At 37.9% G+C, this 17,705-nt stretch carries 29 protein-coding genes; 2 read left to right on the top strand and 27 right to left on the bottom strand.

Annotated features, from left to right (window positions below):
* The 25 genes from rplR to iscR form a co-directional block, all read right to left on the bottom strand.
* Nucleotides 1-354: a 50S ribosomal protein L18 gene (rplR, locus tag J3U18_RS08170; protein WP_025314398.1), complete on the bottom strand. Its 354-nt coding sequence runs from the start codon at nucleotides 352-354 to the stop codon at nucleotides 1-3.
* Between the two features lie 9 nt (nucleotides 355-363).
* Entirely contained in the window at nucleotides 364-897 is a 534-nt protein-coding gene (gene rplF, locus J3U18_RS08165) for a 50S ribosomal protein L6 (RefSeq protein WP_065562941.1), read from the bottom strand.
* Between the two features lie 11 nt (nucleotides 898-908).
* Nucleotides 909-1,301, bottom strand: a complete 393-nt coding sequence (gene rpsH, locus J3U18_RS08160) for a 30S ribosomal protein S8 (RefSeq protein WP_034884228.1) — start codon at nucleotides 1,299-1,301, stop codon at nucleotides 909-911.
* 17 nt (nucleotides 1,302-1,318) lie between these two features.
* Nucleotides 1,319-1,624 (bottom strand): 30S ribosomal protein S14, encoded by a 306-nt coding sequence (gene rpsN, locus J3U18_RS08155; protein ID WP_025314395.1) that lies wholly within the window; start codon nucleotides 1,622-1,624, stop codon nucleotides 1,319-1,321.
* A gap of 11 nt (nucleotides 1,625-1,635) precedes the next feature.
* Nucleotides 1,636-2,175 carry a 50S ribosomal protein L5 gene (gene rplE, locus J3U18_RS08150; RefSeq protein ID WP_025314394.1) on the bottom strand — a complete coding sequence of 180 codons (540 nt, stop codon included), beginning with the start codon at nucleotides 2,173-2,175 and terminating at the stop codon, nucleotides 1,636-1,638.
* Between the two features lie 17 nt (nucleotides 2,176-2,192).
* Nucleotides 2,193-2,507, bottom strand: a complete 315-nt coding sequence (gene rplX, locus J3U18_RS08145; protein WP_034884230.1) for a 50S ribosomal protein L24 — start codon at nucleotides 2,505-2,507, stop codon at nucleotides 2,193-2,195.
* 10 nt (nucleotides 2,508-2,517) lie between these two features.
* Nucleotides 2,518-2,889, bottom strand: a complete 372-nt coding sequence (gene rplN, locus J3U18_RS08140; protein WP_025314392.1) for a 50S ribosomal protein L14 — start codon at nucleotides 2,887-2,889, stop codon at nucleotides 2,518-2,520.
* Between the two features lie 195 nt (nucleotides 2,890-3,084).
* Nucleotides 3,085-3,345, bottom strand: a complete 261-nt coding sequence (rpsQ, locus tag J3U18_RS08135) for a 30S ribosomal protein S17 (protein ID WP_025314391.1) — start codon at nucleotides 3,343-3,345, stop codon at nucleotides 3,085-3,087.
* Nucleotide 3,346: 1 nt separating this feature from the next.
* A complete protein-coding gene (rpmC, locus tag J3U18_RS08130) occupies nucleotides 3,347-3,538 on the bottom strand; it encodes a 50S ribosomal protein L29 (protein WP_034902373.1) in 192 nt (63 codons plus the stop codon).
* A complete protein-coding gene (gene rplP, locus J3U18_RS08125) occupies nucleotides 3,539-3,949 on the bottom strand; it encodes a 50S ribosomal protein L16 (RefSeq protein WP_025314389.1) in 411 nt (136 codons plus the stop codon).
* A 12-nt stretch (nucleotides 3,950-3,961) separates the two neighbouring features.
* A complete protein-coding gene (rpsC, locus tag J3U18_RS08120; RefSeq protein ID WP_065562942.1) occupies nucleotides 3,962-4,699 on the bottom strand; it encodes a 30S ribosomal protein S3 in 738 nt (245 codons plus the stop codon).
* 14 nt (nucleotides 4,700-4,713) lie between these two features.
* Nucleotides 4,714-5,046, bottom strand: coding sequence for a 50S ribosomal protein L22 (gene rplV / locus J3U18_RS08115; protein ID WP_034884235.1), 333 nt, complete (start codon nucleotides 5,044-5,046; stop codon nucleotides 4,714-4,716).
* A gap of 13 nt (nucleotides 5,047-5,059) precedes the next feature.
* A complete protein-coding gene (gene rpsS, locus J3U18_RS08110; protein ID WP_024496505.1) occupies nucleotides 5,060-5,338 on the bottom strand; it encodes a 30S ribosomal protein S19 in 279 nt (92 codons plus the stop codon).
* Between the two features lie 19 nt (nucleotides 5,339-5,357).
* Nucleotides 5,358-6,182 (bottom strand): 50S ribosomal protein L2, encoded by an 825-nt coding sequence (gene rplB / locus J3U18_RS08105; protein WP_065562943.1) that lies wholly within the window; start codon nucleotides 6,180-6,182, stop codon nucleotides 5,358-5,360.
* A gap of 18 nt (nucleotides 6,183-6,200) precedes the next feature.
* The gene (gene rplW, locus J3U18_RS08100; RefSeq protein WP_034885052.1) at nucleotides 6,201-6,503 is read right to left on the bottom strand and encodes a 50S ribosomal protein L23; all 303 of its coding nucleotides are present in this window, start codon (nucleotides 6,501-6,503) and stop codon (nucleotides 6,201-6,203) included.
* Entirely contained in the window at nucleotides 6,500-7,102 is a 603-nt protein-coding gene (rplD, locus tag J3U18_RS08095; RefSeq protein WP_065562944.1) for a 50S ribosomal protein L4, read from the bottom strand. Before rplD ends, rplW begins: the two co-directional genes overlap by 4 nt.
* Nucleotides 7,103-7,118: 16 nt before the next feature.
* Nucleotides 7,119-7,745 carry a 50S ribosomal protein L3 gene (gene rplC / locus J3U18_RS08090; RefSeq protein ID WP_034902384.1) on the bottom strand — a complete coding sequence of 209 codons (627 nt, stop codon included), beginning with the start codon at nucleotides 7,743-7,745 and terminating at the stop codon, nucleotides 7,119-7,121.
* A 31-nt stretch (nucleotides 7,746-7,776) separates the two neighbouring features.
* Nucleotides 7,777-8,088, bottom strand: coding sequence for a 30S ribosomal protein S10 (gene rpsJ / locus J3U18_RS08085; RefSeq protein ID WP_006120582.1), 312 nt, complete (start codon nucleotides 8,086-8,088; stop codon nucleotides 7,777-7,779).
* Nucleotides 8,089-8,419: 331 nt separating this feature from the next.
* Nucleotides 8,420-8,758, bottom strand: coding sequence for an ISC system 2Fe-2S type ferredoxin (gene fdx, locus J3U18_RS08080; protein WP_065562946.1), 339 nt, complete (start codon nucleotides 8,756-8,758; stop codon nucleotides 8,420-8,422).
* Between the two features lie 14 nt (nucleotides 8,759-8,772).
* Complete coding sequence (gene hscA / locus J3U18_RS08075; protein ID WP_267353577.1) at nucleotides 8,773-10,632, bottom strand: Fe-S protein assembly chaperone HscA; 1,860 nt, start codon at nucleotides 10,630-10,632, stop codon at nucleotides 8,773-8,775.
* 38 nt (nucleotides 10,633-10,670) lie between these two features.
* Nucleotides 10,671-11,189 carry a Fe-S protein assembly co-chaperone HscB gene (gene hscB, locus J3U18_RS08070; RefSeq protein WP_267353575.1) on the bottom strand — a complete coding sequence of 173 codons (519 nt, stop codon included), beginning with the start codon at nucleotides 11,187-11,189 and terminating at the stop codon, nucleotides 10,671-10,673.
* A 14-nt stretch (nucleotides 11,190-11,203) separates the two neighbouring features.
* A complete protein-coding gene (gene iscA / locus J3U18_RS08065; protein WP_267353573.1) occupies nucleotides 11,204-11,527 on the bottom strand; it encodes an iron-sulfur cluster assembly protein IscA in 324 nt (107 codons plus the stop codon).
* Entirely contained in the window at nucleotides 11,527-11,913 is a 387-nt protein-coding gene (iscU, locus tag J3U18_RS08060) for a Fe-S cluster assembly scaffold IscU (RefSeq protein WP_065562950.1), read from the bottom strand. The genes iscA and iscU overlap by 1 nt, the downstream gene beginning before the upstream one ends.
* 15 nt (nucleotides 11,914-11,928) lie before the next feature.
* On the bottom strand, nucleotides 11,929-13,143 hold the full coding sequence (locus J3U18_RS08055; protein ID WP_065734977.1) for an IscS subfamily cysteine desulfurase: 1,215 nt from the start codon (nucleotides 13,141-13,143) through the stop codon (nucleotides 11,929-11,931).
* 37 nt (nucleotides 13,144-13,180) lie between these two features.
* Nucleotides 13,181-13,636, bottom strand: coding sequence for a Fe-S cluster assembly transcriptional regulator IscR (iscR, locus tag J3U18_RS08050; RefSeq protein ID WP_065562952.1), 456 nt, complete (start codon nucleotides 13,634-13,636; stop codon nucleotides 13,181-13,183).
* A 163-nt stretch (nucleotides 13,637-13,799) separates the two neighbouring features.
* On the opposite strand from iscR, the gene sltY reads away from it, so the two are divergent.
* Nucleotides 13,800-15,728 carry a murein transglycosylase gene (gene sltY, locus J3U18_RS08045; protein ID WP_267353571.1) on the top strand — a complete coding sequence of 643 codons (1,929 nt, stop codon included), beginning with the start codon at nucleotides 13,800-13,802 and terminating at the stop codon, nucleotides 15,726-15,728.
* An 11-nt stretch (nucleotides 15,729-15,739) separates the two neighbouring features.
* Nucleotides 15,740-16,030, top strand: coding sequence for a trp operon repressor (gene trpR, locus J3U18_RS08040; RefSeq protein WP_218058433.1), 291 nt, complete (start codon nucleotides 15,740-15,742; stop codon nucleotides 16,028-16,030).
* A 32-nt stretch (nucleotides 16,031-16,062) separates the two neighbouring features.
* Here the strand turns inward: trpR and robA are convergent, their stop codons facing one another.
* Complete coding sequence (robA, locus tag J3U18_RS08035; protein WP_065562955.1) at nucleotides 16,063-16,986, bottom strand: MDR efflux pump AcrAB transcriptional activator RobA; 924 nt, start codon at nucleotides 16,984-16,986, stop codon at nucleotides 16,063-16,065.
* Nucleotides 16,987-17,071: 85 nt separating this feature from the next.
* On the bottom strand, nucleotides 17,072-17,650 hold the full coding sequence (gene nfuA / locus J3U18_RS08030; RefSeq protein WP_065562971.1) for a Fe-S biogenesis protein NfuA: 579 nt from the start codon (nucleotides 17,648-17,650) through the stop codon (nucleotides 17,072-17,074).
* Nucleotides 17,651-17,705: the final 55 nt, after the last annotated feature.

Here is a 17,705-nt window from a genome sequence, read left to right as displayed (position 1 = left end):
TTAGAACTGTAGGCCAGCTTCGCGAGCAGCATCTGCTAGCGCCTGAACTCGACCATGATATTGGAAACCTGAACGATCAAAAGAAACTTCTTTGATATCTTTCGCTAATGCACGCTCTGCAATTGCTTTACCAACTGCTGCTGCGGCATCTTTGTTTCCAGTGTATTTTAAACTTTCACTGATAGCTTTTTCTAATGTAGAAGCGGCTGCCAGTACTTCTGATCCGTTTGGTGCGATAATCTGCGCATAAATATGACGCGGAGTACGGTGAACTACTAAGCGAGTTGCAAGTAGTTCATGCATCTTACGACGCGCTTTAGTTGCACGACGGATACGAGCTGATTTCTTATCCATAGTGTTACCTTACTTTTTCTTAGCTTCTTTAGTACGCACAACTTCATCTGCGTAACGAACACCTTTACCTTTATAAGGTTCAGGACGACGATAAGCACGGATATCTGCTGCTACTTGTCCGATTAACTGTTTATCAGCACTTTTTAGTACGATTTCAGTTTGAGAAGGACACTCAGCTGTTACACCTTTAGGTAATTGATGTTCAATTGGATGTGAATATCCAAGAGATAAACCAATTGCATTACCTTTAACTTGTGCACGATAACCGACACCAACTAGCTGAAGTTTTTTAGTAAAACCTTCAGTAACACCAATTACCATTGCATTAATCAATGCACGAGCTGTACCTGCTTGAGCCCAAGCATCAGCAAAGCCGTCACGAGGTGCAAATTTAATTTGACCTTCTTCTTGATTAATTACAACAGCATTATTTATTGTGCGAGATAACTCGCCATTTTTACCTTTAATCGTAATTACCTGACCATTGAGTTTTACCTCTACGCCAGCAGGAACAACGACAGGTGCTTTTGCAACACGAGACATTTTTTTCTCCCTTACGCTACGTAGCAGATAATTTCACCACCAAGACCAGCTTGGCGTGCTGCACGATCAGTCATAACACCTTTAGAAGTAGAAATAACTGCAATACCTAATCCAGCCATTACTTTTGGTAATTCATCTTTACGTTTATAAATACGTAAACCTGGACGGCTAACACGTTTAATACTTTCTACAACAGCCTTACCTTGGAAATATTTTAAAGTGATTTCCAATTCTGGTTTAGTGTCACCAACTACTTTATAGTCCCCGATATAACCTTCTTCTTTTAGCACATTGGCAATTGCCACTTTTAGCTTAGAGGAAGGCATGGTGACTGCAACTTTATTCGCAGCTTGACCGTTACGAATACGGGTCAACATATCTGCTATAGGATCTTGCATGCTCATCTATAACACTCCCCTGATTACCAACTTGCCTTTTTAAGACCAGGAATCTCACCACGCATGGCTGACTCACGAACCTTAATACGGCTTAAACCAAATTTACGAAGGACGCCATGAGGACGACCGGTTTGACGACAACGACGACGTTGACGTGATGGACTAGAATCACGAGGAAGCGTTTGCAATTTAAGCACTGCATTCCAACGATCTTCATCTGATGCATTAAGATCAGAGATAATCGCTTTTAATTCTTGACGCTTTGCAAAATATTTTTCTGCTAGCTTTACGCGTTTCTTATCGCGTTCAATCATTGATTGTTTAGCCATTATGCCCTACCTTACTTACGAAATGGGAAGTTAAAGGCAGATAATAAAGCTCGGCCTTCTTCATCAGATTGTGCAGTAGTTGTGATAGTAATATCTAAACCACGAACACGATCAACTTTATCATAATCGATTTCAGGGAAAACGATTTGTTCACGAACACCCATGCTATAGTTACCACGACCATCGAAAGATTTTGCGCTTAAGCCACGAAAATCTCGAGTACGAGGAAGAGCAATATAAACTAGACGTTCAAAAAATTCCCACATACGTTCGCCACGTAAAGTGACCTTACAACCAATAGGATACCCTTGACGGATTTTAAAACCAGCAACTGATTTGCGTGCTTTAGTGACAAGTGGTTTTTGACCACTGATTGCTGCTAAATCAGCAACCGCATTATCTAATAATTTCTTATCAGTAATTGCTTCACCCACACCCATATTCAAGGTGATCTTTTCGATCCGAGGGACTTGCATGACAGATTTGTAGCCAAACTGTTCTTGCAGTTTATTTACTACCTGTGCTTTGTAGTAATCATGCAGTTTCGCCATCGTACACTCCAAATTACTTAATTGATTAATTTATTAGTAGACTTATAAAAACGGACTTTTTTTCCATCTTCAAAACGAAAGCCTACGCGATCTGCTTTGCCTGTATCTTGGTTAAAAATTGCTACGTTAGAAACGTTAATTGGCGCTTCTTTCTCAACAATTCCACCTTCTTGATTTAATGCAGGTACTGGTTTTTGATGTTTTTTCACCAAATTAATACCTTCAACAATCACTTTACCAGTAGACAAAACACTTTTTACTTTACCGCGTTTACCTTTATCTTTACCGGCTAACACGATAACTTCATCTTCTCGACGGATTTTAGCTGCCATTACCCGCTCCTTACAGTACTTCTGGTGCTAATGAAATGATCTTCATAAACTTCTCAGAACGAAGTTCACGAGTGACCGGTCCAAAAATACGCGTACCAATCGGTTGCTCACTGTTATTATTTAAAATAACGCAAGCATTGCGATCGAAACGAATGACAGATCCATCAGGACGACGAACACCTTTTCTAGTGCGCACGACTACAGCTTTAAGTACATCACCTTTTTTCACTTTACCACGTGGAATTGCTTCTTTAATGGTAACTTTGATGATATCACCGACAGCTGCATAACGACGATGCGATCCACCGAGAACCTTGATACACATTACGCTACGTGCGCCAGAGTTATCAGCAACATCGAGCCTAGTCTGTTCTTGGATCATTTTAATGCTCCGTATAAATTAATTATTGTCTAATCTACCTTCATCCACCTCAACTACCATGGATAAGAATAGACAACCAAAAACCCACATATGTGAGGGCGCATAGTATAACACCACTCAAATAAAATGGATAGCATAAAATAAACGGCCGATGAGCCGCTTATTAAATTATGTACAGTTTTTAATCAAAAAAGATTAACTAACTGCTTTTTCAACGATTCGAACAAGAGTCCAAGATTTGGTTTTTGATAATGGACGACACTCTTTAATTTCAACAGTATCGCCAATACCACACTCGTTGTTTTCATCATGTACATGCAATTTAGTCGTACGTTTAATGAACTTACCATATAACGGATGCTTCACTTTACGTTCAATAGCTACAGTAATAGATTTATCCATTTTGTCGCTAATAACACGACCTTGCTGAGTACGAATTTTTACTTCAGTAGTCATATTACGCACCCGCCTTCTCAGTTAATAACGTTTTAACTCGTGCAATATTACGACGCACTTGTTTTAACATATGAGTTTGTGTTAACTGACCCCCAGCTAATTGCATACGTAAGTTAAATTGCTCACGTAATAAATTAAGAAGTTCAGTATTTAACTCTTCAACGCTTTTTTCGCGTAGCTCTTTTGCTTTCATTTACATCACCGTCTTAATCACAAAGGTGGTTTTAATTGGCAGTTTTGCAGCTGCCAACGCAAATGCTTCACGAGCAACTTCTTCCGGTACACCGTCCATTTCATAAAGGACTTTACCTGGTTGAATCTGAGCAACCCAGTATTCAACGTTACCCTTACCTTTACCCATACGCACTTCAAGTGGTTTTTCAGTAATTGGTTTATCAGGGAAAACTCGAATCCAGATTTTACCTTGACGCTTAACTGCACGAGTCATTGCACGACGTGCCGCTTCGATCTGGCGCGCAGTCAAACGACCACGACCCACAGCCTTAAGACCGAATGTACCGAAACTAACGTCAGTACTTACAGCAAGACCACGATTGCGGCCCTTGTGCACTTTACGGAATTTTGTACGCTTTGGTTGTAACATCAGCGACGCTCCTTATTGTTTTCGGCCTTTGCGCTGCTTTTTCGGTTGAGCAGCAGGTTGTTTTTCTGCTTGTTCAACGGCAGCCATACCACCAAGGATCTCACCTTTGAAGATCCACACTTTAACACCAATAATACCATAGGTAGTTAATGCTTCAGATGTACCATAATCGATATCAGCACGTAGAGTATGTAGAGGCACACGACCTTCACGATACCATTCACTACGAGCGATTTCAGCGCCGCCTAAACGACCACTTACTTCAACTTTGATACCTTTAGCACCCGCTTTCATTGCGTTTTGAACCGCACGTTTCATAGCGCGACGGAACATAACACGGCGTTCTAACTGAGAGGTAATACTGTCAGCAACTAATTTAGCGTCAAGTTCTGGTTTACGAACTTCAGCAATATTAATTTGTACTGCAACATCACGTTTCTCTCTTTTGTCTTTGTATTTATTGACAATAGAAGCTACGGCATTACGTAATTTTTCAACGTCCTCACCTTTTTTACCAATCACAATACCTGGACGAGCAGTGTGAATAGTAATGCGAACGTTAGTTTCTGCTGAACGGTCGATCACAATTTTAGAGATAGATGCTTGTGCTAATTCTTTATTTAAGAATTCACGCACTCTAAAATCACTTTCTAAATTATCAGCGAATGTCTTTGTACCCGAATACCATGTAGATGTCCAAGGCTTGACGATGCCTAGTCGGATACCATTTGGATTTACTTTTTGACCCATTGCTATTCTCCAGCCTAGCGATCAGAGACGATCACGGTGATGTGACTCGTACGCTTCAAAATTCGATCTGCACGACCTTTTGCACGAGGCATAATACGCTTCATGGTTGGGCCTTCGTCTACGAAAATTTTCGCAACTTTCAGATCATCAATATCAGCACCATCGTTATGCTCTGCATTAGCAATAGCAGACTCTAATACTTTTTTAACCAGTACAGCCGCTTTTTTATTGGTGTACGTTAAAATATCAAGTGCCTGAGACACTTTTTTACCGCGAACAAGATCTGCAACTAAGCGAACTTTTTGTGCAGAAGAACGAGCGTGGCGGTACTTTGCAATTGTTTCCATCTCTTTCTCCTACTTATTTCTTCTTAGCTTTCTTATCCGCAGCGTGGCCGCGATAAGTACGAGTCGGCGCGAATTCACCCAATTTATGACCAACCATTTCGTCGGAAACATAAACTGGAACGTGCTGACGACCATTATGGACAGCGATGGTCAAACCGATCATGTTAGGAAAGATCGTTGAACGACGGGACCAAGTACGAATTGGTTTCTTGTCCCCGCTTTCCACCGCTTTCTCTACCTTCTTCAGCAAGTGTAGGTCAATAAAAGGACCCTTCTTGAGAGAACGTGGCATAGCTAATCCTCTATATTAATTATTTCTTATTGCGACGGCGAACAATATACTTATCAGTACGTTTGTTGCTACGCGTTTTCAATCCTTTGGCTTTTTGACCCCATGGAGACACAGGATGTTTACCAAAGTTACGACCTTCACCACCACCATGTGGATGGTCTACCGGGTTCATTGCTGTACCACGAACAGTAGGACGAACACCACGCCAACGCGAAGCACCCGCTTTACCTAATACGCGAAGCATATGTTCTGAATTACCCACTTCACCAATAGTGGCGCGGCAATCAGATAATACTTTACGCATTTCACCTGAACGTAGACGTAATGTTACATAAGCACCATCACGAGCAACGATTTGAACATAACTACCAGCAGAGCGAGCAAGTTGTCCGCCTTTACCTGGTTTCATTTCAATATTATGCACGGTAGAACCGACTGGAATATTGCGCATCGGTAAACAGTTACCTGTTTTAATTGATGCATCAACACCAGATTGGATCTGATCACCTGCTTTTAAGCCTTTAGGCGCTAAAATATAACGACGTTCACCGTCTTTATATAGAACCAATGCAATATTTGCACTACGGTTCGGATCATATTCCAAACGTTCAACAACTGCTGGAATACCATCTTTATTACGCTTAAAGTCGACAATACGATAATGTTGTTTATGACCACCACCGATATGACGGGTAGTGATACGACCATTATTATTGCGACCACCAGTTTTGCTTTTTGAATCAAGCAACGGTGCATAAGGCTTACCTTTATGCAACTCTGGGTTAACCACTTTAACAACGTGGCGACGACCCGGAGATGTAGGTTTACACTTAACAACTGCCATTGTTCTTACTCCTCCGAATTACTCAGCGACGCCAGCAAGGTCTAAGTTTTGACCTTCTGCTAAAGTAACGTAAGCTTTTTTCCAGTCGCTACGGCGACCGATTTGTTGACCACGACGTTTTACTTTGCCTTTAACAACAAGAGTATTTACGTCATCTACTTTAACTTCAAATAGTTGTTCAACTGCGGCTTTAATCTCTCTCTTAGTAGCATCTTTAGCAACTTTTAATACTAATGTATTTGTTTTTTCCATTGAAATAGATGCTTTTTCAGAAACATGTGGTGCTCGCAGGACTTTAAGCAGACGCTCTTCACGAATCATGCTAACATCTCCTCTACTTGTTTAACGGCATCAACAGTGATAACCACTTTGTCAAATGCAATCAAACTAACTGGATCAATACCTGCCACATCACGCACATCAACTTTATATAAGTTACGTGCTGCTAAGAAAAGATTTTCATCAACTTCAGAGGTAATGATTAGAACATCATTTAAGTTCATATCATTTAATTTCTGAGTTAATAATTTAGTCTTAGGTGCTTCAACAGTAAATGTTTCAACCACGATTAAACGTTCTTGACGCACTAATTCAGAGAAAATACTCTTTAATGCACCACGATACATTTTACGGTTAACTTTTTGGCTATGATCTTGTGGTTTTGCTGCAAATGTTACACCACCACTACGCCAGATTGGGCTCTTAATAGAACCTGAACGAGCACGACCAGTGCCTTTTTGACGCCATGGTTTTTTGCCTGAACCAGCGATTTCTGCACGAGTTTTTTGTGCGCGAGAGCCTTGACGAGCAGCAGATGCATAAGCAACAACTACTTGGTGAACTAACGCTTCATTAAACTCACGTCCGAAGGTAGTTTCGGAAACAGAAAGCGCTTGCGCGTCTTTTACTACTAATTCCATCTCTATCTCCTCGACGTTAAGCCTTGATTGCCGGTTTAACAATTACGTCACTATTGATTGCGCCTGGTACTGCACCTTTAATTAATAAAAGGTTACGTTCTGCATCAACACGCACAATATCTAAGTTTTGAACAGTTACACGTTCATTACCTAGGTGACCTGCCATTTTACGACCTTTGAACACTTTACCTGGAGTTTGGTTTTGACCGATAGAGCCATGACCACGGTGTGCCAAAGAGTTACCATGTGTTGCATCTTGAGTACGGAAATTCCAACGTTTAGTTACGCCAGCAAAACCTTTACCTTTAGATGTTCCAGTAACATCAACTTTTTTAACGTCTGTAAAAATATCAACGTTAATGCTTTGACCTACAGTATATTCGCCTTCTTCAAAACGGAATTCCCATAGACCACGACCAGCTTCAACGCCAGCCTTAGCGAAATGACCTGCTTCAGGTTTATTTACGCGGCTTGCTTTTTTGCTGCCAGTAGTAACCTGAATAGCTTGATAACCATCATTCTCAAGCGTTTTAACTTGAGTAACGCGGTTGCTTTGAACTTCAACTACGGTGACAGGAATAGAAACACCCTCTTCGGTGAAGATTCGTGTCATTCCTACTTTACGACCGATTAAACCAATCATTGTTTAGACCTCTCAATCATTCAGCTTAGGATTAACCTAAACTGATCTGCACATCAACACCGGCAGCAAGGTCTAGACGCATTAAAGCATCAACTGTTTTTTCAGTTGGCTCAACGATATCAACTAGACGTTTGTGAGTACGAATCTCATATTGATCACGCGCATCTTTATTTACGTGCGGAGAAATCAATACGGTGAAACGTTCTTTGCGTGTCGGTAATGGAATAGGACCACGAACTTGTGCGCCTGTGCGCTTCGCAGTTTCTACAATTTCAGCAGTTGATTGATCAATCAAACGATGATCAAACGCTTTTAACCGAATACGGATTCTTTGGTTCGACATGAGACCAGAGCTCCACTATTTAAAAGTTATAACAAAAGATTACTCCTCTTGCCCTGTTTCGATTGACAGGAGAGTGTAATCCGTTCTTTTTCGTAATTCCCAAATCGGGAATATTGTTGATATAATTCAATATTTTTACATAAAGATTATATCTTTTTACTCATTTGCTTACATAAAGACAATAAACAAAGTGGCGGGATTATACCCCGTTAGTTAATCAACATCAAGTATTAATTATCATACAGATAGAGAAAATATGATCATTAATAGCTATCAAAAAAGTTGAGGAACGGGGTTTTTAAGGAAATCACGTCGCCATAAAGGCGACTAATTAATGATCTTCTTTGGCGTGATTTAAGCTATATCTTGGAATTTCGACTTCAAGGTCTTCGTCGGTCACTCGAGCTTGACAACTTAAACGGCTATGAGGCTCAACGCCCCAAGCTTTATCGAGCATGTCATCTTCTTGTTCATCACTCTCTTCAAGTGAATCAAATCCTTTTCGAACTATACAGTGGCAAGTTGAACAAGCACAAGACATCTCACAAGCATGTTCAATTTCAATGTCATTGCGCAAAGCAACTTCTAAAATAGATTCGCCTTCTTCTGCCTCAACAGTTTTTCCTTCAGGACAAAGATCAGCATTTGGTAAAAAGGTAATTTTTGGCATAATAATCTCATTGGTTAAATATCATCAACGCTATGCCCGGTTAAGGCATGGCGTATTGATCTATTCATGCGTTTTGCTGCAAAAGTTTGCGTTGCATTATCAACATGTTTAATTTCTTGCTCAATCAAATAATAATCATCAGATCCAGTCGCTTGCTGTAATTGATTTTTAGCCTGTAATATGAGGTTAAGTTCCTCTTCATCTAATAAATCGGCATCTTTATCTAAAGCACTTTGCAATGTTTCAAGAACTCGTGCTGCTTCCACTTTCTGCTCTGCAAGCATTCTTATTTGTTTATCTTGATTTGCATAATTGATTGAATCTTGAATCATGGTCGCAATTTCATTTTCTGTCAGTCCATAAGATGGTTTAACTTGAATTGCAGCCTCAACTCCTGTCGATTTTTCCATTGCAGTGACACTTAATAGGCCATCAGCGTCAACTTGAAAGGTAACTCGAATATGAGCTCCACCTGCTGGCATAGGAGGAATGCCCCTTAAAGTAAATTTTGCTAATGATCGACAATCATTAACACTTTCTCGTTCACCTTGTAAAACATGAATCATCATAGCCGTTTGGCCATCTTTAAATGTGGTAAATTCTTGCGCTCTCGCACACGGTATTGTGCTATTACGAGGGATGATTTTTTCTACTAAATCGCCCATCGTTTCAATACCTAATGATAAAGGAATCACGTCAAGCAATAACATATCCGAATCAGGCTTATTGCCAACCAGTATATCCGCCTGTATTGCTGCACCAATGGCAACAACTTTATCTGGATCTATTGAAGTTAAAGGTTCGGTTTCAAAATATTGACCAACCAATTGTCTTACTAATGGCACTCGTGTTGAACCACCGACCATCACAACTTCACTAACTTCTTCAACATTAATTTGAGCATCTTTTAATGCTCGACGACAAACCGCCAACGTTCGTTTGACTAAAGGTTCAATTAGCGTTTCAAATTGCTCACGCGTTATAGTTAAAGATTGACCTTCTATGTTGACTAAAACAGAATCTTTCTGGCTTAGTGCAATTTTGACTTTAACCGCTTCATCAATAATTTTTTGGTTGATATGGGGATCAGTGTTATTTTCTAAACCGACTTGTCTTTTTAAATAATCTGCAAGTAGTCGGTCAAAATCATCACCGCCAAGCGCAGAATCACCCCCCGTTGCTAAAACTTCAAATACTCCTTTATATAAGCGCAAGATAGAAATATCAAACGTACCACCACCTAAATCATAAACTGCAATCACCCCTTCTTTGCCTGAATCTAAACCATAAGCAATCGCGGCAGCAGTTGGTTCATTCAATAATCTTAAAACATGCAGTCCAGCTAATTTAGCTGCATCTTTAGTTGCTTGTCTTTGCGCATCATCAAAATAAGCCGGTACGGTTATTACCGCCCCATCAATTTCACTTGCGAAACTCTGCTTAGCACGTTCAGCTAAAGCAATCAAAATTTCAGATGAAACTTGTACAGGATTAACTTGTTGATTAGGTAAATTTAATAAAGGAACACCATTATCAGTTTGGGAAAACGTATAAGGAAAACGCGAAATATCAATATCAGATAAGCTTCTTCCCATTAAACGTTTTATAGAACTAACAGTATTTAATGGATCACTTGCCGCATTAGTTTTAGCATTTCTTCCGACAGTTATAATAGTATTATCATCATGATCAACACCATAATGCACAACTGAAGGCAATAAGGCATCGCCTTCTAAATCAGGCAATACTTCGGATTGTCCGCTACGAACTGTTGCGACTAAGGAATTAGTTGTTCCAAGATCGATACCAATTGCTACACGACGCTGGTGAGGTTCTGGTGTTTGCCCTGGTTCACTAATCTGTAATAATACCATTTGATCTATCTCTAATTGATGTGTGACTTAATCTTAAATTATAAAGCAAATTGCTTTTCTTGTAACTTTTCGATTTGTTCAATCAACCTAGCCAGATAACGGATTTTATAGATTTGATTAAGTGCGGTTTGCCAATCTTGTTTCGAAATATAATCCAATAATTGTTGATAGACTTGTTTTTTTCGTTCTGAAATTTCCGAATAAAAATTATCTAAAAGATCGAGATTATTTTGGCTTTCAATATCATCCAATTTTTCTCGCAAACTGAATTGTTCCATTAAAAAATCAGCATCGTGAATAATATTCTGTTCTGTAGCGACATTAAATCCCTGCAAAGATAACAAATATTCAGCCGCTTTTATCGGATTTTTTAATGTTTGATAGCCATCATTAATCATTGCCGACTTCTGAATAATTGCCACTTTTTCATTATCAGCTACCTGAGCGAAATTATCAGGATGATATTGCCGTTGTAACTGTTGATAGTTGACCGTTAACTGACCATTATCAATTGGCAATTTAATCGGTAATTGAAATAATTCAAAATAATTAGTCAAAATTCATGTCCCAACTAAACATTAAAGCTTTCGCCACAACCGCATTCATTCTTAGAATTAGGATTATTGAATTTAAAGCCTTCGTTTAGGCCTTCTTTGACAAAATCAAGCTCTGTTCCATCAATATAAACTAAGCTCTTTTTATCAACGATAACTTTGATATCTTTATCTTCAAATACACTATCATCGTCATTAATAGCATCAGCAAATTCTAGGACATAAGCCATACCTGAGCAACCAGAGGTTCTCACGCCTAATCTGAGTCCAACCCCTTTACCTCTATTAGCTAAGAAAGCTTGAACTCGATTGGCTGCATTATTAGTTAATGTGATTGCCATCAACGTTGTCCTTTTTTGGATTTATAATCATCAATTGCCGCTTTAATTGCGTCTTCGGCTAAAATTGAACAGTGAATTTTAACTGGTGGCAAGGCAAGTTCTTTAGCGATATCTGTGTTTTTAATCGCTTCAGCTTCATCTAACGATTTACCTTTGATCCATTCAGTCACTAATGAACTTGAAGCAATGGCGCTACCACAACCATAAGTTTTGAATTTAGCATCTTCAATAATACCATCATCATTAACTTTGATTTGTAATCGCATTACATCGCCACACGCTGGGGCGCCAACCATTCCACTACCGACATTAGGATCATTTTGATCGAAAGAGCCAACATTGCGGGGATTTTCATAATGATCGACGACTTTATCACTGTATGCCATAATTTGCTCCTAATTTTAATGGGCTGACCACTTAATTTTTGTTAGATCAACACCATCTTTAAACATTTCCCAAAGTGGAGAAAGATCTCTTAATTTACCGATAGAATCTTTAATTAGCTTAATAACATAATCCACTTCTTCTTCGGTACTAAATCGCCCAAGTGAGAATCGAATTGAGCTATGTGCAAGTTCATCGTTAAGTCCTAATGCTCGCAATACATAAGATGGTTCTAAACTTGCAGATGTACATGCAGAACCTGATGATACTGCTAAGTCTTTTAAAGCCATCATAAGTGATTCACCTTCAATATAAGCAAAGCTTACATTTAAGATATTAGGAACACTATGTTCTAATGAACCATTAAGGTAGACTTCTTCGATATCTTTTAAACCATTCCATAAACGGTTTTTTAATGCCAAAAGGCGGGGCATTTCTGTAGCCATTTCTTCTTTGGCTATGCGATAAGCTTCGCCCATACCAACAATTTGATGAACTGGTAATGTACCAGAGCGCATACCGCGTTCATGACCTCCACCATGCATTTGAGCTTCAATGCGCACACGAGGTTTACGTCTAACATAAAGTCCACCAATCCCTTTTGGTCCATAGATTTTATGTCCAGAAAATGACATAAGATCGACTTTTAATTTAGACAGATCAATTGGCAACTTACCAACACTTTGGGTTGCATCAACATGAAATACAATACCTCTTTCACGACACATCTCACCAATTTTTTCGATATCTTGAATAACGCCAGTTTCATTATTAACGTGCATAATAGATACCACTGTTGTATCACTACGCATTGCCGCAGCTAATTTATCAAGGTTAAGTATACCATCTGATTCTGGCGCTAAATAAGTAACTTCATAACCTTCTCGTTCTAATTGACGACAAGTATCAAGTACGGCTTTATGTTCAGTTTTACAGGTAATAATGTGTTTACCTTTAGCTTGATTGAAATGTGCTGCACCTTTAATGGCTAAGTTATCTGCTTCTGTCGCTCCTGATGTAAAAACAATTTCTCGTGAATCTGCACCAATTAAATCAGCAATTTGGTTACGTGCTATGTCAACAGCTTCTTCTGCTTGCCAACCAAATTTATGAGAACGTGAAGCGGGATTTCCAAAAACACCATCCGGTGTTAAATACTGCATCATTTTTTCAGCTACTCTTGGATCAACAGGCGTAGTGGCTGCATAATCCATATAAATAGGTAATTTCATTAATTACTCCCAATTACAAATTCTGTATTCTATTTCTTTAATTAATTCTGGCGTGATGGAGATGACTTTGTCGATTTGCGACAGCTCTTACTTCTTGATTATTCACTAGTTCGCTTAACGTGATGCTGGTCAAAAAATCGTTTATTCGTTCACTTAAATCATTCCATAAACTATGAGTAAGGCATCTTACACCTTTTTGACATCCAGTATGCCCATGGCATTTGGTTGCATGAACAGTTTCGTCTACTGCTTTAACAATCGAACTAATCGCAATTTGATCCATACTACGGCCAAGTACATAACCACCGCCAGGACCTCTTACACTTGAGACTAGACCATTTTTACGCAACCTAGAAAAAAGTTGTTCTAAATAAGATAGTGAAATTTCCTGACGTTCTGAAATATCAGCAAGTGATACAGGGCCGGAACCAGAATGCAGCGCTACATCTAACATAGCTGTAACCGCATAACGCCCTTTTGATGTCAATTTCATTAATCATTCCTCTATATTTAATAATAAATATTTTATATATCCTTTAATTTTAGTCAAGTATTTAGTTGACTATTTTAGTGGGAATTAAGTTATCAGTTCATCATCGACGAAATATAACCAAATATGCTAATCTAATAGGCTGATTTGATACTGGAGTTAAGGAATGAATTTAGTAATACGTTGGTGTTTAATATCAAGCACTTTATTGGCAAACAGTCTATTTGTAGAAGCATCACAACATGAGTTGCGCCAAAATTATCAAAGATGGCAAAACACTTATCAATCATTAAACTATGATGAGCAACAAGCATTACTAAAACAATTAAATAATTACTCACTTTATCCTTATGCGGCTGTGCAGTTTTTTCAAAAAAATATCAAAACGGTACCACCACAACTCGTCAGTAATTTTGTAAAAAAATATGATGACTTTCCATTAACTTCATCATTAACTCAAGCTTATTTGAATGAACTATCAAATCGCAAAGATTGGAATGCCATAGTCTCCTTTCCTAAAGACAATTCAATTAGCTCCACTTGTCGATATCAATATGCAAAATTACAAAAAAATAATGACAAATCGGTTTTAAATAGTGTCGAATCGCTATGGTTAACGGGTAAAGAATTGCCTTCAGCCTGTGATCCATTGTTGGATGCATGGTCAAAAAGTGGAAAACGTACATCAAATCTTATTTTATCTCGTATTGAACTCGCATTTGAAAGCAATAATTTAAAACTCGCTCGTCATTTAACCAACTTATTAGATGACAATAATCAAACAAATTATTTATTGGCCGTGCTTGATAATCCAAGAAAACTTGATGAATTTTCCAAAAACATTAAAACCAGCACATTTACCAAAAAAATAGTCTTAGCATCTTACCCTCGTTTGGTCAAAGCCGACAAAAATCTTGCGGCAGCATTGTTACCACAACTGATAAAAAAACAGAATCTAACTGATGAGGAACAAAATAGATTACAAAGTAGCTTAGCAAATAGCTATTTTAGTGATTCAGTAACAACAGAACAGAGCAAATGGCGAGATAATTACCTAACTAAAAGCCATGATACTGCATTAGTTGAAAAGCGTATTCGCATGGCTATTGATGCAAATAACTACAAAGATATTGCTCATTGGATAAAACAATTAAAGCCAGAAGACCAATTAAAAGAAGAATGGCAATACTGGCAAGCCAGAGTATTACTTAAAAATAAGAAAACCAATGAAGCTAAAAATATTCTAAAAACATTAAGCCACAACCGAGGTTTTTATGGAATGATCAGTGCTCAAGCACTCAATCAACCATATATAATCAATAATTTATCTAAAAAACTATCAACTACAGAAGTCAATTCTTTGAAAGCCAAATATGATCAAAAACCATTTGCCATTCGAATCAAAGAGCTAAGGTTTTTAGGTATGCTAGCGGAATCAAAACAAGAATGGCGTTACATACTTAAAGCAAAAGAAAATGAGTATCTCGATTTAGCTCAATATGCTTACCATAAGGGTTGGGGAGATCTTAGTATTCAAGCAACAATATCTGGAAAATTATGGGATAATTGGACAGAACGATTACCAATCATGTACAAAAAGCTATATAATGAAGCTTTAAAAGATAAAGCTATTCCGCTATCTTACGCTTTAGCCATCACGCGTCAAGAAAGTGCTTTTGATACAGCAATACAGTCTCCTGTTGGCGCAAGTGGTTTAATGCAATTAATGCCAGCAACAGCAAGAGAAACGGCCAAAAAAGTTACCAACATTAGCTATAATTCACCAAACCAATTATTTGAGCCTATGACGAATGTACAATTAGGCACTTATTTTCTAAACAGCGTTTATTTACAAAATGATAACAACCGTATTTTATCTTCAGCAGCCTATAATGCAGGTCCAAGCCGAGTAAAAAAATGGTTGAATAATAGCAACGGAAAGCTTGATGCAGTCGAATTTATTGAAAGTATTCCTTTCAATGAAACACGAAATTATGTCAAAAGTGTATTAGTATATGATTATATTTATCAGCACATTTTAGGGGAACAAACCCCACATATACTGACAAAAAAAGAATTTAATAGACAATACTAATGGTGCATTACATGAAAACTAAAGAATGGAACCAAACGGTTGAAATATTACACCAAGCATTTAATAACGGTTATTCATTAGATATTTTAAAACTACTGATGACATCTGATGAACGTGATGCTTTAATTACACGAGTCAAAATTGTACGCTCATTACTTGATGGATCAATTAATCAGCGCCAGCTTAAAGATCAACTGAAAATCGGTATTGCAACAGTCACCCGAGGTTCAAACAGTTTAAAAGAAGCAACACCTGAATTTAAAGCATGGCTAGAAAAGATTTTATTGAACTCTAATGACTAAAAACTATCGTCAATATTCATGACGATAGCATGTTATAACGATAGGTTTGATTGAATATTGACTTCTTCATCCGCCACAACAGGGACACAATAATCACATTCCATGCTAAGGATATCTTCAAAACATTTTACAGAATCATCATGGTGATTATGATGGATTTCAATTAAACAGCTTGAACTACGCAATCGCACTTTTAAGGCTGGCATCGCCGCTAAATGGACTTGAGAAATAAAATCACTAAAATTTTCTGGTGGACCGATATATTTAAAACAAAGATATAAACCACCTTCACTAACAAAAGGCTCAATATGCTCCAAATTGTTATTGTGATCTAAAGCAATGGTATATAAAAGTTCTTGTTCATTAGCATTATCTTTACTTTTTAAAATACGACTAAAAGCAAAGATTTTATCGGGTAAACATTCACTTTTGTTCTCATAATGAGAAAGATAATTATGAAAAAACTGCGATCTTAATTTATTTTCTTCATCTAAAATTTGGCTCAAATTACAGTTATTCTTATATGAAATTCCCCAAAATGTTTGCTTTGGCATATTAACAAATTTAGGTTCAGGTAAAGAGAGTCGATTTTTATTTAATTCAATAGCCGGGGTTAAGCCAGTTGGATCCCAAAATTCACCACGGCGATAACTCGCGGGTGTCTCATTAAATTGTTTTTTAAACGATCGCGTAAAAGTTTGTTGTGAATCAAAACGATATTGCATAGCAATATCTAAAATAGGTTTGCTTGTCATTCGCAAAGATAATGCCGCATAAGTTAATCTGCGGTGACGAATATAAGTACCGAGCACTTGACCGGTTACTTCTTTAAACATCCGTTGTAAATGCCACTTTGAATAACCTGATTTTTGGGCAACATTATCAATAGATAAGGGCTGCTCCAAATTTTTTTCAATCCAAACGATAAGATCTGAAATAATACTAACTTGATTCATAAAACCCCATCATAAAGTGAATTGGCAGACATCATGCGATTATGACTTAATCCCAGCAATAAGCAAGATTTAAATCGAAAAATTTTTAACAATAAGAATGGCTTCCCGCTTGATGTTCAGTAATATCTTTAACGCCTGCTAATTCAGGGAATTCCGCAAGCAATTGCTTTTCAATACCCTCTTTTAAAGTAAAATCAACCATTGAACAACCATTACAACCACCACCAAATTGCAATATAGCATAATTATCTTCAGTCAATTCCACTAAGCTAACATGGCCACCATGACTAGCTAATTGAGGATTAACCTGAGCTTGAATAACATAATTAACGCGCTCAATTAATGGGGCATCATCCGCAACCTTTTTCATTTTTGAATTTGGCGCTTTTAAAGTTAACTGTGAACCTAATTCATCTGTCACATAATCAATCACGGTTTCTTCTAAAAAAGGTGCACTAATTTCATCGATATAAACAGAAAAACCTGCTTGTTGTTCTTCTTCGATATCACCATCTTCAACAGTATCTGCAGGACAATAGGAAACCCCACATTCAGCAGATGGCGTGCCAGGATTAATAACAAAAACCCGAATTTGAGTACCATCAGGCTGATTAGCAAGCAATTTTTTAAAATGTTGTTGAGCTGATTCAGAAATGGTAATAATAGACATAATCCCTCACTTTGACACGATTGACATTGATAATCCTCAACATCATCGA

Origin of the sequence: Gilliamella sp. B3482 (assembly GCF_026536805.1) — a bacterium.
Lineage (GTDB): Bacteria > Pseudomonadota > Gammaproteobacteria > Enterobacterales > Orbaceae > Gilliamella > Gilliamella apicola_E.
This window is presented reverse-complemented; position numbering and strand designations above follow the sequence as displayed.

Coding starts and splice junctions, on each gene's coding strand:
- rplR (WP_025314398.1), bottom strand. CDS start 354: ATGGATAAGAAATCAGCTCGTATCCGTCGTGCAACTAAAGCGCGTCGT.
- rplF (WP_065562941.1), bottom strand. CDS start 897: ATGTCTCGTGTTGCAAAAGCACCTGTCGTTGTTCCTGCTGGCGTAGAG.
- rpsH (WP_034884228.1), bottom strand. CDS start 1,301: ATGAGCATGCAAGATCCTATAGCAGATATGTTGACCCGTATTCGTAAC.
- rpsN (WP_025314395.1), bottom strand. CDS start 1,624: ATGGCTAAACAATCAATGATTGAACGCGATAAGAAACGCGTAAAGCTA.
- rplE (WP_025314394.1), bottom strand. CDS start 2,175: ATGGCGAAACTGCATGATTACTACAAAGCACAGGTAGTAAATAAACTG.
- rplX (WP_034884230.1), bottom strand. CDS start 2,507: ATGGCAGCTAAAATCCGTCGAGAAGATGAAGTTATCGTGTTAGCCGGT.
- rplN (WP_025314392.1), bottom strand. CDS start 2,889: ATGATCCAAGAACAGACTAGGCTCGATGTTGCTGATAACTCTGGCGCA.
- rpsQ (WP_025314391.1), bottom strand. CDS start 3,345: ATGACTACTGAAGTAAAAATTCGTACTCAGCAAGGTCGTGTTATTAGC.
- rpmC (WP_034902373.1), bottom strand. CDS start 3,538: ATGAAAGCAAAAGAGCTACGCGAAAAAAGCGTTGAAGAGTTAAATACT.
- rplP (WP_025314389.1), bottom strand. CDS start 3,949: ATGTTACAACCAAAGCGTACAAAATTCCGTAAAGTGCACAAGGGCCGC.
- rpsC (WP_065562942.1), bottom strand. CDS start 4,699: ATGGGTCAAAAAGTAAATCCAAATGGTATCCGACTAGGCATCGTCAAG.
- rplV (WP_034884235.1), bottom strand. CDS start 5,046: ATGGAAACAATTGCAAAGTACCGCCACGCTCGTTCTTCTGCACAAAAA.
- rpsS (WP_024496505.1), bottom strand. CDS start 5,338: ATGCCACGTTCTCTCAAGAAGGGTCCTTTTATTGACCTACACTTGCTG.
- rplB (WP_065562943.1), bottom strand. CDS start 6,182: ATGGCAGTTGTTAAGTGTAAACCTACATCTCCGGGTCGTCGCCACGTT.
- rplW (WP_034885052.1), bottom strand. CDS start 6,503: ATGATTCGTGAAGAGCGTCTGCTTAAAGTCCTGCGAGCACCACATGTT.
- rplD (WP_065562944.1), bottom strand. CDS start 7,102: ATGGAATTAGTAGTAAAAGACGCGCAAGCGCTTTCTGTTTCCGAAACT.
- rplC (WP_034902384.1), bottom strand. CDS start 7,745: ATGATTGGTTTAATCGGTCGTAAAGTAGGAATGACACGAATCTTCACC.
- rpsJ (WP_006120582.1), bottom strand. CDS start 8,088: ATGTCGAACCAAAGAATCCGTATTCGGTTAAAAGCGTTTGATCATCGT.
- fdx (WP_065562946.1), bottom strand. CDS start 8,758: ATGCCAAAAATTACCTTTTTACCAAATGCTGATCTTTGTCCTGAAGGA.
- hscA (WP_267353577.1), bottom strand. CDS start 10,632: ATGGTATTATTACAGATTAGTGAACCAGGGCAAACACCAGAACCTCAC.
- iscA (WP_267353573.1), bottom strand. CDS start 11,527: ATGGCAATCACATTAACTAATAATGCAGCCAATCGAGTTCAAGCTTTC.
- iscU (WP_065562950.1), bottom strand. CDS start 11,913: ATGGCATACAGTGATAAAGTCGTCGATCATTATGAAAATCCCCGCAAT.
- J3U18_RS08055 (WP_065734977.1), bottom strand. CDS start 13,143: ATGAAATTACCTATTTATATGGATTATGCAGCCACTACGCCTGTTGAT.
- iscR (WP_065562952.1), bottom strand. CDS start 13,636: ATGAAATTGACATCAAAAGGGCGTTATGCGGTTACAGCTATGTTAGAT.
- sltY (WP_267353571.1), top strand. CDS start 13,800: ATGAATTTAGTAATACGTTGGTGTTTAATATCAAGCACTTTATTGGCA.
- trpR (WP_218058433.1), top strand. CDS start 15,740: ATGAAAACTAAAGAATGGAACCAAACGGTTGAAATATTACACCAAGCA.
- robA (WP_065562955.1), bottom strand. CDS start 16,986: ATGAATCAAGTTAGTATTATTTCAGATCTTATCGTTTGGATTGAAAAA.